Origin of the sequence: Stenotrophomonas sp. OVS01A, assembly GCF_019969775.1 — a bacterium.
In the GTDB taxonomy this organism is placed as follows: Bacteria; Pseudomonadota; Gammaproteobacteria; order Xanthomonadales; family Xanthomonadaceae; genus Stenotrophomonas; species Stenotrophomonas indicatrix.
The window spans coordinates 312823-326457 of record NZ_JAHXYV010000003.1; the positions used below are offsets into that span (position 1 = coordinate 312823).

Genomic DNA, 13635 nt, shown 5'->3' on the forward strand with positions numbered 1-13635 from the left:
ACAGGAATCAGAGCAGCGGAATGTCTTCTTCCTTGCTCGGGAATTTGAAGGCCTCGCGCTTCCTGCGGATGTGTTCGGGCATCGGCGGGCGGGGGATGTTGCGCTCAGCCAGCCATTGCTGGCACTTCTTCTGCCACGGCAGGTTGTCCGGTGTGGTGATTTCCCAGTAGATGTCCTCGACCATCTTCTGCCGGCCAGGCTGGCTGGACCCTTCCGGCTTTGCAATCGCTGGATCAGCACCATGTTCCAGTAGCCAGTAAGCGTAGTCGAAGCCGCCTCGCGTCGTGTACCAGCTCAGGACCGTGTCATCGCCCAGGCTTTTCAGGCTGGACTCATTGATGTTCGCTCCGTTTTCCACCAGGACCTGCACATTTTTCCACTGATTTCCGCTGAGGAAAGCCTGCAGAAGCAACGTTTCGTTGTTGACGTTTCGCGTATTGGGGTTTCCGCCGTGTTTCAGCAGAAGCTCCAAGTAGCGCGGGTCATCCATCTTGGCCGCGTAGACCATCGCGTTGTCGAACCTGATCAGTTCTCCATTCATCTGCTTTGACTCGCGCGCATTGGGGTCTGCGCCGGCCTCCAACAGTGCCCTGAGCCCTTCAATGTTGCGGGTTCGCAGGGGCCACGCGATCAACGGAATGCCATCCCGATTGGAGAACGTTTTATCCGGATCGATTTTTTCATCCTTGATAAGGCGCTGGATGGATTCGACGTCGCCATTCTCGGCGGCAATGGCGAGTCGCAATGCCCCGCCGTCAAAGTAGTCGCTGGCCCCGTGTGCGGAGGAGACGGAGCAGCCCGTAGCCAGGAGAAGTGCGACCCATGCCACGCAAATGAGCAGCTTTGTCGTCATGTTGTGAAGAACGACGCACATGGTCTTCCTGTTGAACCGGTGAAGACGTGACATTAGCAAAATGTTCTGATAATCCATAAGTCTCGCGGATCGAGATACGCGGCTTTCATAGTGCAATGGAGTTTGCCATGAGTGGTGCAGACGTTGAGGCGCGCTCGCGCGCCGTCCAGGAACAGAATCTTCTTGTTCAGAAACTGCGTGAAAGTGGGAATGACAAGGAGGCGGATCGTCTCCAAGAGACGTATCACGCTCGTGAAATGTCAGGGCTGGCGGCTGATGTGTATCGAGCCGCGAATCATGAGGGCCAGGCGCCGGTTGGCTGGGCGCGTGCGAGCAGCGATCCAGCCGCACTTCGTGCCGCTGGAATCGACATCTCGAATGACGATCTCAAAGAGTTGCTGCAGCCCAGGTACTCTGGGTTTCGCGCTGAAATCTATCTCCCTGACAAGCGCGTTCTAGGCGAGGATGCGAAGCCCGTCATCGTGTACAAGGGCTCTACGGGGAAAATTGTCGATCCGTCTTCGCCCAGTAGACGGCGCGAATCCGGTGGCGAGGATTTCCTCAACAACGGTCAGCAGGGCATTGGCATGCGCAGCGATTACTACGATCGCGCCATGCGTCTTGCCTCCATCGTCAATCAGGAGCGCCCCGGTGGCTTCGAAATCGCCGGTCACTCCCTCGGTGGCGGCATGGCGTCCGCCGCGTCCGCAGTCACCGGCGCACGTGCCACCACGTTCAACGCCGCCGGCCTGCATCCGGCTACCCCGGCGCGTTTCGCCAAGGACAACGGCCTGCCGACCTTCGATACGCAGCAGACCGTGCACACCTACCAGACCACCGGTGAAGTGCTGAACGATGTGCAGAACGGCATGCACCGCCTGAGCGAGCAGCAGCGTCGTGGCTACGGCGTGCTTGCCAACGAGCTGGGCATGGTGCTGAAGGATCCGGCCATGCAGAAGGTCGTCGGTGAAAAGCTGCGCGAGATGCTGCCCCCGGGAGCGCAGACCTCCGCCGCCCAGTTCATCGAACAACTGGCGAGCCAGCCGGGCCAGCAGGCGTTGCGCGATATTCCGCTCGCGGCAGGGCGCCTGGAATTGTTGCTTGAGCCCAAGACCCGCGACGCGCAAGGGGCACTCGTCGATCGCCCGCACGTGGCGCCGCCCAGCCAGGTGGCGGAACTGGCGGGGCCGTTGTCCACCGTGCTGCACGCCACGGCCTACGGTATGCGCAGCGGTCGCCTGGCTGGTGAGCAGGTCGAGCGGGCGGGTGCTGCCACTGCCCAGGTGCTGGACAGAACGGGCGATGGCGTCGAGCGTGTGCTGAAGACCGAAGGCATGGTCATCGGCCAGGTGGTGAACATGGGCTCGGCCAGCCTGCAGTTGGGTACCCGGGCGACGAGCACGGTGGTTGCTTCGGGGCGCGAACTGACCGGAAGCATCGAATCCACCCTGCACCGCGTCGAATCGCAGACCCGCTCCCATGGCCTGTCCGCACTATCGTGGGTCGCTGGCCGGGTGGGCGCGGACAACGTCGCCGGCAGGCTTGCCAGGCAGGCCGAAGACGTCCGTGACCACGGCGAGCAACATGCGCAGCATGCGACGAAACAGGCCCTTGCCGATGCAGCAGGCACGCGCGCGGCGGGCGAGCGCGTGGCCGCCGCCATCAACCACGACGGCCAATGGGTCGCTGGCAAGCTGCAGAACGGGTTCGCCACCGCCGGCGCCCATGTTGACCGCGGCTATGACCTGGTGGCCTCCCATGTGAAGGGCATTACCGACAAGGCGCCGATCACCCTGTCCGCGGTAGGGGGTGCTGCGGTGGGCATCGGGGCTGCCGCTGCGACCCACTTGCCGACCGGCAACCTGGCGTTGGACGCAGCGAAGCTGCACAACCTCGACAAGTCCGAACGCGTCATCCGCGGAATGATGCCGGCCTTCAGTGAGGCGACCGCCCGCCATGGCATGGATCCGACGGTCATCCCCAGCCTGGACTCGGAACTGATCAAGCAGGAGGCCGCCGCCCGGAAACTGGTCGAGCGGCCCCCGCACGTCCAGGCTGCCGCCGAAAGCCGGCAGGCCAGCCGTGCCGCCGAACCCTCGGCGCAGGCGATCGGCATCGATCATCCCTCCCATGCCGGCAACCCCCTGTTTGTGGGTGCCCAGACCGGGGTCCACGCGCTGGACCGCGCCCACAACCGGGTGCCTGACCTGCAGAGCGACCAGCTCGCCGGCGCACTGGCCGTGCAGGCCAGGCGCGAGGGGCTGGAGTCCATTTCCCACGTGGTGCTCAGCGACGACCACAGCCGCGCCTTCGCGGTGGATACGCCCGACCTGAACGCCGCGCACCGTCGCCATGCCCACGTCGAAGTGGCGGCGGGCATGGCCCAGCCGTTGAGCGCGAGCACCGCCCAGATGGACGCGATCAATGCCACTCGCGAGCAGGCGCAGGGGGTGTCGCTGGCCCAGCAGCAGGTGCACGAGACCCAGGAACAGGCACGGCGGATGGGCTAGGGCGGCGCAAACCGCCCGTCGCCAAAGGGTTTCCCTGCGGCCAAAGCTGCGATACAGTCATTGCGTGTCCAGCCTGACGACCCCGCATACCCTTTCTTCCGCACGCCGTTGGTGGCGATGGTGGCCTGTTGCCGTCGTCCGTCCCCATAACGCTGTGTCCCGGAAGGAAAGTCGTCTTGATCTCGCACGCTCAGTTTCAGCAGCAGGCCGCTGAAGGCCACACCCATATTCCCGTTGTCCGCGAAGTGCTGTCCGACCTGGACACGCCGCTTTCGGTCTATCTGAAGCTCGCCGACGGCCCCAATACCTACCTGTTTGAATCCGTCGAAGGCGGCGAGCGCTTTGGTCGTTACTCGATCATCGGCCTGCCGGCACGTCGCGTGTACGCCTTCCACGGCCACACCCTGACGGTGCGCGAGGACGGCCAGGTGGTGGAAACCCGCGAGGTGGCCGATCCGTTTGCCGAGGTCGAGGCGCTGCGCAGTGCTCACTCGGTGCCGAAGCTGGAAGGCCTGCCGGGCTTCACCGGTGGCTTGGTCGGCTGGTTCGGGTTCGAGTGCATCGGCTACATCGAGCCGCGCCTGGCATCGCCGGCCGGCCGCGACGAACTGGGCACCCCGGATATCCTGCTGCTGCACTCTGATGAGCTGGCGGTGTTCGACAACCTGAAGGGCCGGCTGTACCTGATCGTGCACGCCGACCCGCGCCAAGCGGGCGCCTTCGAGCAGGCGCAGGCGCGCCTGGACGCATTGGCGGCCAGGCTGCGCGCGCCGGGGGCCGGCTATCCTGCACCGCTCACCAGCGACGTGCTGGACGAGTCCGATTTCGTTTCCGGTTTCACCCGCGAAGGCTTCGTCGATGCGGTCCAGCGCAGCAAGGAGTACATCCGTGCCGGCGACATCTTCCAGGTGGTGCTCAGCCAGCGCTTGAGCGTGCCGTTCAAGGCACGCCCGGTGGATGTGTACCGCGCGCTGCGGGCACTGAATCCCTCGCCCTATATGTACTTCCTCGATGTCGGCGACCTGCAGGTGGTCGGCTCCTCGCCGGAAATCCTGGTGCGTCTGCAACATACCCATGAAGGCGTGGGTGAAGTGACCGTGCGCCCGATCGCCGGCACCCGCCCGCGCGGCGCCACGCCGGAACTGGACCAGGCGCTGGAAGTCGAGCTGCTGGCCGATCCGAAGGAACGCGCTGAGCACCTGATGCTGATCGACCTGGGCCGCAACGACGCCGGCCGCGTGTCCAAAGCCGGTACCGTGGAAGTGGGCGAGCAGTTCGTGATCGAACGCTACAGCCACGTCATGCACATCGTCAGCGAAGTGACCGGGCAGCTGCAGCCGGGCCTGAGCTACGCCGACGTGCTGCGCGCCACCTTCCCGGCCGGTACGGTCAGCGGCGCGCCGAAGATCCGCGCGCTGGAAGTGATCCGCGAACTGGAACCGATCAAGCGCAATGTCTACGCCGGCAGCATCGGTTACATCGGCTGGCACGGCGATGCCGATACCGCGATCGCGATCCGCACCGCCGTGATCAAGGACGGCCGCCTGTACGTGCAGGCCGGCGCCGGCATCGTCTACGACTCGGACCCGGACAAGGAATGGGACGAGACGATGAACAAGGGCCGCGCGCTGTTCCGTGCCGTCGCCCAGGCCGCCAAGGGCCTGTGAGTTTCCCCGTGCTGTGGCCTGCGCCGCAGCACCCCTCGCTGTTTCCGTTCAAGACAAGGAGTACCGCATGAAGCTGCTGAGCGCATTGCTGTGGTCGTCGCTGCTGGCCACGATGGCCCCGTCTGCCTGGGCGCAGGCCAACACCATTCCCTCGCAGCCGCACCTGCTGGTGAAGGGCGAGGGCGCGCGAACGGTGATGCCGGACCGGTTCGGCCTGCAATTGAACATCGAAGAGACAGATATGGATGCCGATGCCGCGCGTCGCCGCGTGCAGGACAACGTCGCCCGCGTGCTGGCGCTGTTCAAGCAGCACAAAGCGGTGGACGGCAGCGTGCGCGCGGACAACCTGCGCATCGGCCCAGCGACGCGCTATGAGCAGAACCGGCAGGTCTTCATCGGTACGCGCGTGTCACGCCAGCTGCGCGCCAGCTTTGCCAGCGTGAAGGCGATGCAGGATGTGCTGGGTGCGCTGAAGGCCAACGAGAACGTACAGGTCAGCAGCCTGGCCCCGACGTACTCGGGCGAGGTGGCGCTGCGCCGTGAACTCAAGGGCGAGGCCGCAGCCAAGACCCGCGAGTCCGCGCAGGGCCTGGCCAAGGCCTACGGCACCCAGCTGCGCGGTCTGTACAGCATTTCCGATGTGGCGCCGAACTTCGCCTACGGCATCCAGGCAGGCAGCTGGCCCGGCAGCGGCGATCTGGGGACGCCGCCTTCGCCGCCCTCGCCCGAGGCGCCGATGAACAGCATCGAGACCACGGGCTCGCGCCTGCCCGAATCCATCGAAGCGGGCCCCATCACCTACACCGAAAACGTGTACGCCATTTTCCTGATAAGCGACGGAACCTGACCATGTTGTGGATGATCGACAACTACGACAGCTTCACCTACAACCTCGTGCAGTACCTGCAGACGCTGGGTGCCGAGGTGAAGGTGGTGCGCAACGATGCGATGAGCGTGGACGAGATCGCCGCGCAGAAACCCGAGCGCATCGTCATCTCGCCCGGCCCGTGCACGCCCAACGAAGCGGGCGTGTCGCTGGAGCTGATCCAGCGCCTGGGGCCGACCACGCCGATCCTCGGCGTGTGCCTGGGCCACCAGGGTATCGGCCAGGTCTACGGCGGCACGGTCATCCGTGCTGGCAACATCATGCACGGCAAGACCTCGCCGATCCGCCATGAGGGCAAGGGCGTATTCGCCGGCCTGCCGGACGGTTACCAGGCCACCCGCTACCACTCGCTGGTGGTGGACAAGAACAGCCTGCCCGATGCGCTGGAAGTGACTGCGTGGACCGAGAACGAGGATGGCTCGATCGAAGAGATCATGGGCCTGCGCCACCGCCAGTTCCCGGTGGAGGGCGTGCAGTTCCATCCCGAATCGATCCTCACCGAGCACGGTCACGCGCTGCTGCGCAATTTCCTGCAGCGCCCGGCTGCCTGATCCAAGGAGTATTCCGATGAGCTTCTCCCCCCAGGAAGCCCTGCAACGCACCATCGAACACCGCGAAATCTTCTTCGACGAAATGGTCGACCTGATGCGGCAGATCATGCGCGGCGACGTCTCGCCGATGATGACCGCCGCCATCCTCACCGGCCTGCGCGTGAAGAAGGAAACCATCGACGAGATCGCCGCCGCGGCGACAGTGATGCGCGAATTCGCGCTGGCCGTGCCGGTCGCCGATACCACCCACCTGGTCGACATCGTCGGCACCGGTGGCGATGGCTCGCATACCTTCAACATCTCCACCTGCGCGATGTTCGTTGCTGCGGCCGCCGGCGCGCGCGTGGCCAAGCATGGCAACCGCAGCGTGTCGTCCAAGTCCGGCAGCGCTGATGCGGTCGAGGCATTGGGCGCGGCGATCGAGCTGCAGCCGGCGCAGGTGGCCGCGGCCATCGAACAGACCGGCATCGGTTTCATGTTCGCGCCGATCCACCATCCGTCGATGAAGGTGGTGGCGCCGGTGCGTCGCGAGATGGGCGTGCGCACCATCTTCAACATCCTCGGGCCGCTGACCAACCCGGCCAGCGCACCGTCGGTGCTGATGGGCGTGTTCCATCCCGACCTGGTGGGCATCCAGGCGCGCGTGCTGCGCGAGCTGGGTACCGAGCGTGCGATGGTGGTCTGGGGCCGCGACAACATGGACGAGATCTCGCTGGGCGCCGGCACCCTGGTGGGTGAGCTGCGCGACGGCAAGGTGCGCGAGTACGAGATCCATCCGGAAGACTTCGGCATCGCCATGTCGGCCAGCCGCAACCTGCGCGTGGACGGCCCGGAGCAATCCATTGCCATGCTGCGCGCGGTGCTCGACAACGAGCCGGGTCCGGCGCTGGACATCGTCGCCCTGAATGCGGGCGCAGCGTTGTACGTGGCCGGCGTAGCCAGCGATATCGGCGACGGCCTGGCCCGTGCCCGCGCGGTCATCGCCGACGGCAGCGCCCGTGCCCGCCTGCAGCAGTATGTCGATACGACCCGCGCGCTGGTTGCCTGAGCGCGCGGTTCAGCCTGACCCACCCGATGGCCGATAATGGTCGTCCTCACCGCCCCAGCACCGACCCGACGACGATGAGCGATATCCTGCAGACGATCCTGGCCCGCAAGGCCGAAGAAGTAGCCCAGCGCCGCGCCCAGCGGCCGCTTGAGGAGCTGCAGGCCGCGCTGGCCGATGCGCCACCGGTGCGCGGTTTCGTGCGCGCGCTGCAGGCCGCCGTCGCCAATGGCGATCCGGCGGTGATTGCCGAAGTGAAGAAGGCCAGCCCGTCCAAGGGCGTGATCCGCCCCGACTTCCGCCCGGCCGACATCGCGGTCAGCTATGAGTTCGGCGGCGCCAGCTGCCTGTCCGTGCTGACCGACGTGGACTTCTTCCAGGGCGCCGACGTCTACCTGCAGCAGGCCCGCGATGCCTGCACGCTGCCGGTGCTGCGCAAGGACTTCGTGATCGATGCCTACCAGGTGGTCGAGGCGCGCGTGCTCGGCGCCGACTGCATCCTGCTGATCGTCGCCGCGCTGGACGATACGCAGCTGGCCACGCTGTCCGAACTGGCGATGTCGCTGGGCATGGACGTGCTGGTGGAAGTGCATGACATCGACGAACTGGAACGTGCACTGCAGGTGCCGGCGCCGATGATCGGCATCAACAACCGCAACCTGCGCACCTTCGAGGTGTCGCTGCAGACCACGCTGGACATGCGCCTGGCCGTGCCGCGCGATCGCCTGCTGGTCACCGAGAGTGGCATTCTCGGCCCGCAGGACGTGGCGCTGATGCGCGATGCCGGCATCCACTCGTTCCTGGTCGGCGAGGCCTTCATGCGCGTGGAAGAGCCGGGCGAGGGTCTGCGTCAGCTATTCTTCGCAGCATGAAAACGCACTATCCAACGCCGCGCGAGGATGCGCCGCTGGTGGTCTTCGACTTCGACCACACCCTGTATGACGGCGATTCGGGCACCCACCTGTTCGCCTCGCTGATCAAGCGCAACCCGCTGCGGATGCTGGCGGCGCTGCTGGTCACCCCGATCGCCGGACCGATGGTGGCGATGCTGCCGACCCGCCGTGCCGGTATCTCGGTCTATGTCTGGATCGGCAGTTTCGGGCTGCACCGCGCGCGTGAGTTCAACAAGGTGATCGACGCCTACGTGCTGCGCAACGAGGCGCAGATGCGCGCCAAGCTGTTGCCGCAGGCGCTGGAGGTGTTCGCCGCGCATCGTGCCAAGGGCGACCGCGTGGTGGTGGCCACCGGTGCGCCGCCGGAGCTGGCCCGCGCGATCCTGGCCTTTGTCGCTCACCAGGACGTGCCAGTGATCGGCACCGAAGTGGGGCCGCGTCTGGGCGGGGTAGGGCCGACCCGCCACTGCCACAACGAAGAGAAGATGCGCATGCTGCGCGAGCGCGGCTACGGCGACATCGACATCGCCTATTCCGACAGCACCGCCGACCTGCCGCTGCTGCTGGCGGCGAGAGCGCCGGTGGTGGTCAACCCGAAGCCGGCCAAGGTGGAATTCTTCCGCCGCGTGCTGCCAGCCGGTACCCGCATCCTCAACTGGGGCTGCGTGGACCGCGGTGGCGACAAGGCGTAATCGATCCCGCCTGCCCGCCGGGCAGGGACCCGGTAGTGCCGGCCGCTGGCCGTCAACCTTGCACGCGTTTCCGGAGTTCATGAGGTTGCCGGCCAGCGGCCGGCACTACCAAATCCCACGCGGGTAGCGCCGGGCCACGCCCGGCGGGCGGTCAGCGGCCCAGGTACCCGAACAGCGCATGGCCTACCTGGAACAGGCTGATGCCCAGCACCAGCACGCCCACTGCGACCAGCACCCAGCGTTCCTTCACCCGCTTCACCAGCACCGCCGCCACCGGCGCGGCCATCATGCCGCCGATCAACAGGCCGGCGACGATCTGCAGGTGCTGCACCCCCATCGACAGCAGGAACGTGGCCGAAATGGTCAGGGTGACCACGAACTCGGCCGCGTTGACGGTGCCGATGGTGGTCCTGGCCTGGCCACCGCGGGCGAGCAGGGTGGAGGTGGCCACCGGGCCCCAGCCGCCGCCGCCGCTGGCATCGAGCAGGCCAGCGAAGAAACCCAGCACCGGCACCCGGCGGATCTCGCCCTTGGGCATCCAGCGGCCGGCCGCGCGGGCCAGGATGATGATGGCCAGCACCAGCAGGTACAGGTAGATCAGTGGGCGGATCAGGTCGCCAGGGACCTGTGTCAGGACGTACGCGCCGAGTGCACCACCCAGTGCGCCGGGCAGCGCGAGGCGGAAGAACAGGCGTTTGTCGACATTTCCTGCTACCAGATGCGACACACCGGATGCCCCGGTGGTGAACACCTCAGCGGTATGGACGCTGGCGCTGACCTGTGCGGGAGGCAGCCCCATGCTGAGCAGCACCGATGAAGAAACCAGCCCGAATGCCATGCCCAGCGCACCATCGACCAGCTGTGCGCCAAGGCCGATGAGGATGAACCACCAGAATTCGCTGCTCAGTTCCATGGATCGAGCCTAGCGGAAGCGGGTGTGCGGGACATGCGATGGTACGTCGCACGTACGGCGGTCCGCCGGGCATGTCCCGGCGCTACCGGCGCAGGTCTTGTGGTAGCGCCGGGCCATGCCCGGCGGACACCGGGTGGTCAACGGGTGCCGTACAGCACCACGGTCTTGCCGCGGGCGTGCAGCAGGCCGTCGGTCTGCAGCTTCTTCAGCACCCGGCCGGCCATTTCGCGCGAGCAGCCGACCAGGCGGGCCAGTTCCTGGCGTGAGACGCGCAGCTGGCTGCCCTGCGGATGGCTCATCGACTCCGGCTCCTGCGCCAGATCGTGCAGGGTGCGCACGATACGGTCGGTGACATCCAGGAACGCCAGGCGGCTGGCCTTGCGGCTGGTGTCCAGCAGGCGCTTGGAGATCTGCTGGCCCAGCGCGTACAGCAGGCGCGGGGCATCGGCCGACAGCGGGCCGAGAAACAGCTGATGCAGGCGCTCGTAGCTGATTTCGGCCAGCTCACAGGCGGTGCGGGTGCGCAGGATCACCTCGCGGCGGTCCGACTCCACGAACAGGCCCATCTCGCCGACGAACTCACCGGCGCCGAAATAGCCCAGCACCAGCTCGCGGTCCTCCTCCTCCTCGGCCATGATCGAAACCGAGCCGCTGATGACGTAATACAGGGTCCCCGCCGGGTCACCGGGTCGGAAGACGTCGGTACGGGTGGGATAGCGCCGCCGGTGGCTGTGTGCCAGGAAGCGGTCGATTGTTGCGATGTCCAAGGCCAATGGGCTGCTAGCTAGGCGCACGGTTGACACGATAGGGGCGCTCCCTCTGCGCATGAACGGATTCACGGGGTCGATAGCGGAGCTTAACCAGCGCAATTGTTAAGGGCAAACAGTGTGCCAGAACCTGAGCGTCTTCACGTTCCCCCTGGAGACACTTATGCCGCATAATTCCCCCTTTCCCTTCTTACACAGGAATCGACCGCCGTGGTCAAGCCGTTGCCTCGCCTGAGGTTGCAGGGTTTCAACAACCTCACCAAGGCGCTGAGCTTCAACATCTATGACGTGTGTTACGCGCGCACCGAAGAGGAGCGTCAGCGTTACATTGAATACATCGATGAAGAGTACAACGCCGACAGGCTTACTCAAATCTTGACCGATGTCGCTGAGATCATCGGCGCCAACATCCTCAACGTGGCGCGCCAGGATTACGATCCGCAGGGTGCCTCGGTGACGATCCTGATCTCCGAAGAGCCGGTGATCGACAAGAAGCAGGCCGGCAAGGAGTTGATTTCCGATGCCGTGGTCGCGCACATGGACAAGTCGCACATCACCGTGCACACCTATCCGGAAACGCACCCGCAGGAAGGCATTGCCACCTTCCGCGCCGATATCGACGTGGCTACCTGTGGCGTCATTTCGCCGTTGAAGGCACTGAACTACCTGATCGAGAGCCTGGAATCGGACATCGTGATCATGGACTACCGTGTCCGTGGCTTCACGCGTGATGTGAAGGGCAAGAAGCACTACATCGATCACAAGATCAACTCGATCCAGAACTTCCTGGCCAAGAACATCAAGTCGCGTTACGAGATGTTCGACGTCAATGTCTACCAGGAAAACATCTTCCACACGAAGATGCACCTGAAGGACTTCGACCTGGACCAGTACCTGTTCGAGGAAAAGGCCAAGAACATCTCGTTCAAGGAACGCATGAAGATCGAAGCGCTGCTGCGTCGTGAGATCGAAGAGCTGTTCCACGGCCGCAACCTGGCTGAGTGACCCATGTGCGATGCCGGTGGGCATCGCCACCCAGGCGGGACGCCCCGCCCCGTGGAGCCTGCGCTTGGCGCAATCTTCAGTTCCACGGCGATGTACCGACCTACGGCCCGGTGTGAAAACACCGGGCCGTTTCGTTTTTCCCAAAAAGGTAAGGAGCCCCCACCCATGCCCTGGATCTACCTGCTGCTGGCCGGTCTGTTCGAGATCGGATTCGCCCTTGGAATGAAGTACTCCGAAGGTTTCAGCAAACCCGTGCCGACCGCCCTGACGGTGGTGTCGGCGCTGATCAGCCTGTACTTGATGAGCCAGGCGATGAAGAACATTCCGGTCGGCACGGCCTATGCGATCTGGACCGGCATCGGCGCCATGGGCGTGACCGTACTGGGCATCTACCTGTTCAACGACAGCGCCTCGCCGGCACGCCTGGCCTGCGTGGGCCTGATCGTGGCCGGCGTGATCGGCCTGAAGCTGGTGTCACCCAACTAAGCCCTGGTAGTGCCGGCCGCTGGCCGGCAACCTCATGACCTGCGGCGACCCATGCGGGGCTGCCGGCCAGCGGCCGGCACTACCGTCAGGTGGCCTCACAGCCGGTAGGCAATGGTCTTCATCACCCTGGAGGCCAGCGCCATCGCGCCCGGAATCGGGAACGGCAGGCGGCGCGCGCCGGCCTGCTCGGCATGTTCGGCATGCCGGGCCTCGTCTTCCTTCATCACCCGGATGACCGCGCGGCTGCGCAGGTCGCCGGCCGGCAGGTCGACCAGGTGTTCGTCCAGATGGGCTTCCACCTGGCGCTCGGTCTCGACCACGAAGCCCAGGTTCCAGCCGTCGCCGCGCAGCCCGGCCAGGGTGCCGATGGTGTAGCTGCCGGCGTACCAGAGCGGATTGAACAGGCTGGGGCGGCTGTCCAGCTCGCTCAGGCGGGTGGCGCACCAGGCCAGGTGATCGGTCTCTTCCTGGGCCGCTTCCAGCAGATGTTCGCGGGTCGCCGGGTCGCGTGCCACCGCGGCCTGGCCGAAGTACAGGCCCTGGGCGCAGACCTCACCGACATGGTTGATGCGCATCAGCCCGGCCGCGTGGCGACGCTGGGCGCTGTCCATGCCGGGCTCGCCGGTGTCCGTGGCCGGATAGGGGCGGCTGGCCGGCGGGTTGCCGAACACCGTGTCCAGGGCGCGCTGCGCCTCGGTCAGCAGGTGGTCCAGCGGGGTGGTCTGGCGAAGCACGGTCATGGCGGCACGACGTGGAGCGGGGGGAGGCCCGATTCTCGCCCGGCCCCGGTCCCCTGCCAACCCGGGGCAGGGGACCGGTTGCACCCGCCAGCCAAGCTGCGTACAATGCCGCCCCTTACGCTCCACCTTTCACAACGCGTGGCAGAGTTCCGGCGAGTCCTTCGCCGCAATGAGCCCGACCTAACCAAGAGTTCTTCATGAGCACTTTCACTGCCAAGAACGAGACCGTCCAGCGCGACTGGTACCTCGTCGACGCCGAGGGCAAGACCCTGGGCCGTCTCTGCACCGAGCTGGCCCGCCGTCTGCGTGGCAAGCACAAGCCGGTCTACACCCCACACGTTGATACCGGCGACTACCTGGTCGTCATCAATGCAGAAAAGATTGTCGTCACCGGCAAGAAGCTGCAGGACAAGATGTATCACCGTTTCACCGGTTACATCGGCAACCTGAAGACCGAATCCCTCGCCCAGGCGCTTGAGCGCCACCCGGAGCGCGTGATCGAGACCGCCGTCAAGGGCATGCTGCCGAAGGGCACGCTGGGTCGCCAGATGTACCGCAAGCTCAAGGTCTACGCCGGCACTGAGCATCCGCACGCCGCACAGCAGCCGCAGGTTCTGGATATCTAAT

Annotated in this window: 14 protein-coding genes; 10 read left to right on the forward strand and 4 right to left on the reverse strand. The window is 65.5% G+C overall.

The features are described 5' to 3' along the window. Positions 1 to 7 precede the first annotated feature (7 nt). Positions 8 to 874: an ankyrin repeat domain-containing protein gene (locus LC407_RS14310; protein WP_223483063.1), complete on the reverse strand. Its 867-nt coding sequence runs from the start codon at positions 872 to 874 to the stop codon at positions 8 to 10. A gap of 95 nt (positions 875 to 969) precedes the next feature. Here LC407_RS14310 and LC407_RS14315 point away from each other — a divergent pair, with 95 nt between their 5' ends. From LC407_RS14315 to LC407_RS14345, 7 genes are all read left to right on the forward strand, one after another. Further along, a complete protein-coding gene (locus LC407_RS14315) occupies positions 970 to 3363 on the forward strand; it encodes an XVIPCD domain-containing protein (RefSeq protein ID WP_223483064.1) in 2394 nt (797 codons plus the stop codon). A gap of 176 nt (positions 3364 to 3539) precedes the next feature. Continuing rightward, positions 3540 to 5030 (forward strand): anthranilate synthase component I, encoded by a 1491-nt coding sequence (gene trpE / locus LC407_RS14320; protein WP_025874612.1) that lies wholly within the window; start codon positions 3540 to 3542, stop codon positions 5028 to 5030. 67 nt (positions 5031 to 5097) lie between these two features. After that, positions 5098 to 5877: an SIMPL domain-containing protein gene (locus tag LC407_RS14325; protein WP_223483065.1), complete on the forward strand. Its 780-nt coding sequence runs from the start codon at positions 5098 to 5100 to the stop codon at positions 5875 to 5877. Positions 5878 to 5879: 2 nt separating this feature from the next. Further along, on the forward strand, positions 5880 to 6467 hold the full coding sequence (locus LC407_RS14330) for an aminodeoxychorismate/anthranilate synthase component II (RefSeq protein ID WP_088101793.1): 588 nt from the start codon (positions 5880 to 5882) through the stop codon (positions 6465 to 6467). Positions 6468 to 6483: 16 nt separating this feature from the next. Further along, the gene (gene trpD / locus LC407_RS14335; RefSeq protein WP_025874615.1) at positions 6484 to 7515 is read left to right on the forward strand and encodes an anthranilate phosphoribosyltransferase; all 1032 of its coding nucleotides are present in this window, start codon (positions 6484 to 6486) and stop codon (positions 7513 to 7515) included. Between the two features lie 74 nt (positions 7516 to 7589). Then, positions 7590 to 8384 carry an indole-3-glycerol phosphate synthase TrpC gene (gene trpC, locus LC407_RS14340; RefSeq protein ID WP_059065380.1) on the forward strand — a complete coding sequence of 265 codons (795 nt, stop codon included), beginning with the start codon at positions 7590 to 7592 and terminating at the stop codon, positions 8382 to 8384. Continuing rightward, the gene (locus LC407_RS14345; protein WP_080149682.1) at positions 8381 to 9097 is read left to right on the forward strand and encodes a haloacid dehalogenase-like hydrolase; all 717 of its coding nucleotides are present in this window, start codon (positions 8381 to 8383) and stop codon (positions 9095 to 9097) included. The genes trpC and LC407_RS14345 overlap by 4 nt, the downstream gene beginning before the upstream one ends. A gap of 151 nt (positions 9098 to 9248) precedes the next feature. On the opposite strand, the gene LC407_RS14350 is transcribed toward LC407_RS14345, so the two are convergent. Both LC407_RS14350 and crp read right to left on the reverse strand, forming a co-directional pair. Continuing rightward, entirely contained in the window at positions 9249 to 10010 is a 762-nt protein-coding gene (locus LC407_RS14350) for a sulfite exporter TauE/SafE family protein (protein WP_025874618.1), read from the reverse strand. A gap of 137 nt (positions 10011 to 10147) precedes the next feature. Continuing rightward, the gene (crp, locus tag LC407_RS14355) at positions 10148 to 10837 is read right to left on the reverse strand and encodes a cAMP-activated global transcriptional regulator CRP (RefSeq protein ID WP_025874619.1); all 690 of its coding nucleotides are present in this window, start codon (positions 10835 to 10837) and stop codon (positions 10148 to 10150) included. A gap of 150 nt (positions 10838 to 10987) precedes the next feature. On the opposite strand from crp, the gene speD reads away from it, so the two are divergent. Next, positions 10988 to 11782 carry an adenosylmethionine decarboxylase gene (gene speD, locus LC407_RS14360; protein ID WP_025874620.1) on the forward strand — a complete coding sequence of 265 codons (795 nt, stop codon included), beginning with the start codon at positions 10988 to 10990 and terminating at the stop codon, positions 11780 to 11782. A 165-nt stretch (positions 11783 to 11947) separates the two neighbouring features. Then, on the forward strand, positions 11948 to 12268 hold the full coding sequence (sugE, locus tag LC407_RS14365) for a quaternary ammonium compound efflux SMR transporter SugE (RefSeq protein ID WP_025874621.1): 321 nt from the start codon (positions 11948 to 11950) through the stop codon (positions 12266 to 12268). Positions 12269 to 12363: 95 nt separating this feature from the next. On the opposite strand, the gene coq7 is transcribed toward sugE, so the two are convergent. Next, a complete protein-coding gene (gene coq7, locus LC407_RS14370; RefSeq protein WP_032976655.1) occupies positions 12364 to 13008 on the reverse strand; it encodes a 2-polyprenyl-3-methyl-6-methoxy-1,4-benzoquinone monooxygenase in 645 nt (214 codons plus the stop codon). A gap of 197 nt (positions 13009 to 13205) precedes the next feature. On the opposite strand from coq7, the gene rplM reads away from it, so the two are divergent. Continuing rightward, complete coding sequence (gene rplM, locus LC407_RS14375) at positions 13206 to 13634, forward strand: 50S ribosomal protein L13 (RefSeq protein WP_025874623.1); 429 nt, start codon at positions 13206 to 13208, stop codon at positions 13632 to 13634. The last annotated feature ends 1 nt before the right edge of the window (position 13635 follow it).

Coding starts and splice junctions, on each gene's coding strand:
- LC407_RS14310 (WP_223483063.1), bottom strand. CDS start 874: ATGTGCGTCGTTCTTCACAACATGACGACAAAGCTGCTCATTTGCGTG.
- LC407_RS14315 (WP_223483064.1), top strand. CDS start 970: ATGGAGTTTGCCATGAGTGGTGCAGACGTTGAGGCGCGCTCGCGCGCC.
- LC407_RS14325 (WP_223483065.1), top strand. CDS start 5,098: ATGAAGCTGCTGAGCGCATTGCTGTGGTCGTCGCTGCTGGCCACGATG.
- LC407_RS14330 (WP_088101793.1), top strand. CDS start 5,880: ATGTTGTGGATGATCGACAACTACGACAGCTTCACCTACAACCTCGTG.
- trpD (WP_025874615.1), top strand. CDS start 6,484: ATGAGCTTCTCCCCCCAGGAAGCCCTGCAACGCACCATCGAACACCGC.
- trpC (WP_059065380.1), top strand. CDS start 7,590: ATGAGCGATATCCTGCAGACGATCCTGGCCCGCAAGGCCGAAGAAGTA.
- LC407_RS14345 (WP_080149682.1), top strand. CDS start 8,381: ATGAAAACGCACTATCCAACGCCGCGCGAGGATGCGCCGCTGGTGGTC.
- LC407_RS14350 (WP_025874618.1), bottom strand. CDS start 10,010: ATGGAACTGAGCAGCGAATTCTGGTGGTTCATCCTCATCGGCCTTGGC.
- crp (WP_025874619.1), bottom strand. CDS start 10,837: ATGCGCAGAGGGAGCGCCCCTATCGTGTCAACCGTGCGCCTAGCTAGC.
- sugE (WP_025874621.1), top strand. CDS start 11,948: ATGCCCTGGATCTACCTGCTGCTGGCCGGTCTGTTCGAGATCGGATTC.
- coq7 (WP_032976655.1), bottom strand. CDS start 13,008: ATGACCGTGCTTCGCCAGACCACCCCGCTGGACCACCTGCTGACCGAG.
- rplM (WP_025874623.1), top strand. CDS start 13,206: ATGAGCACTTTCACTGCCAAGAACGAGACCGTCCAGCGCGACTGGTAC.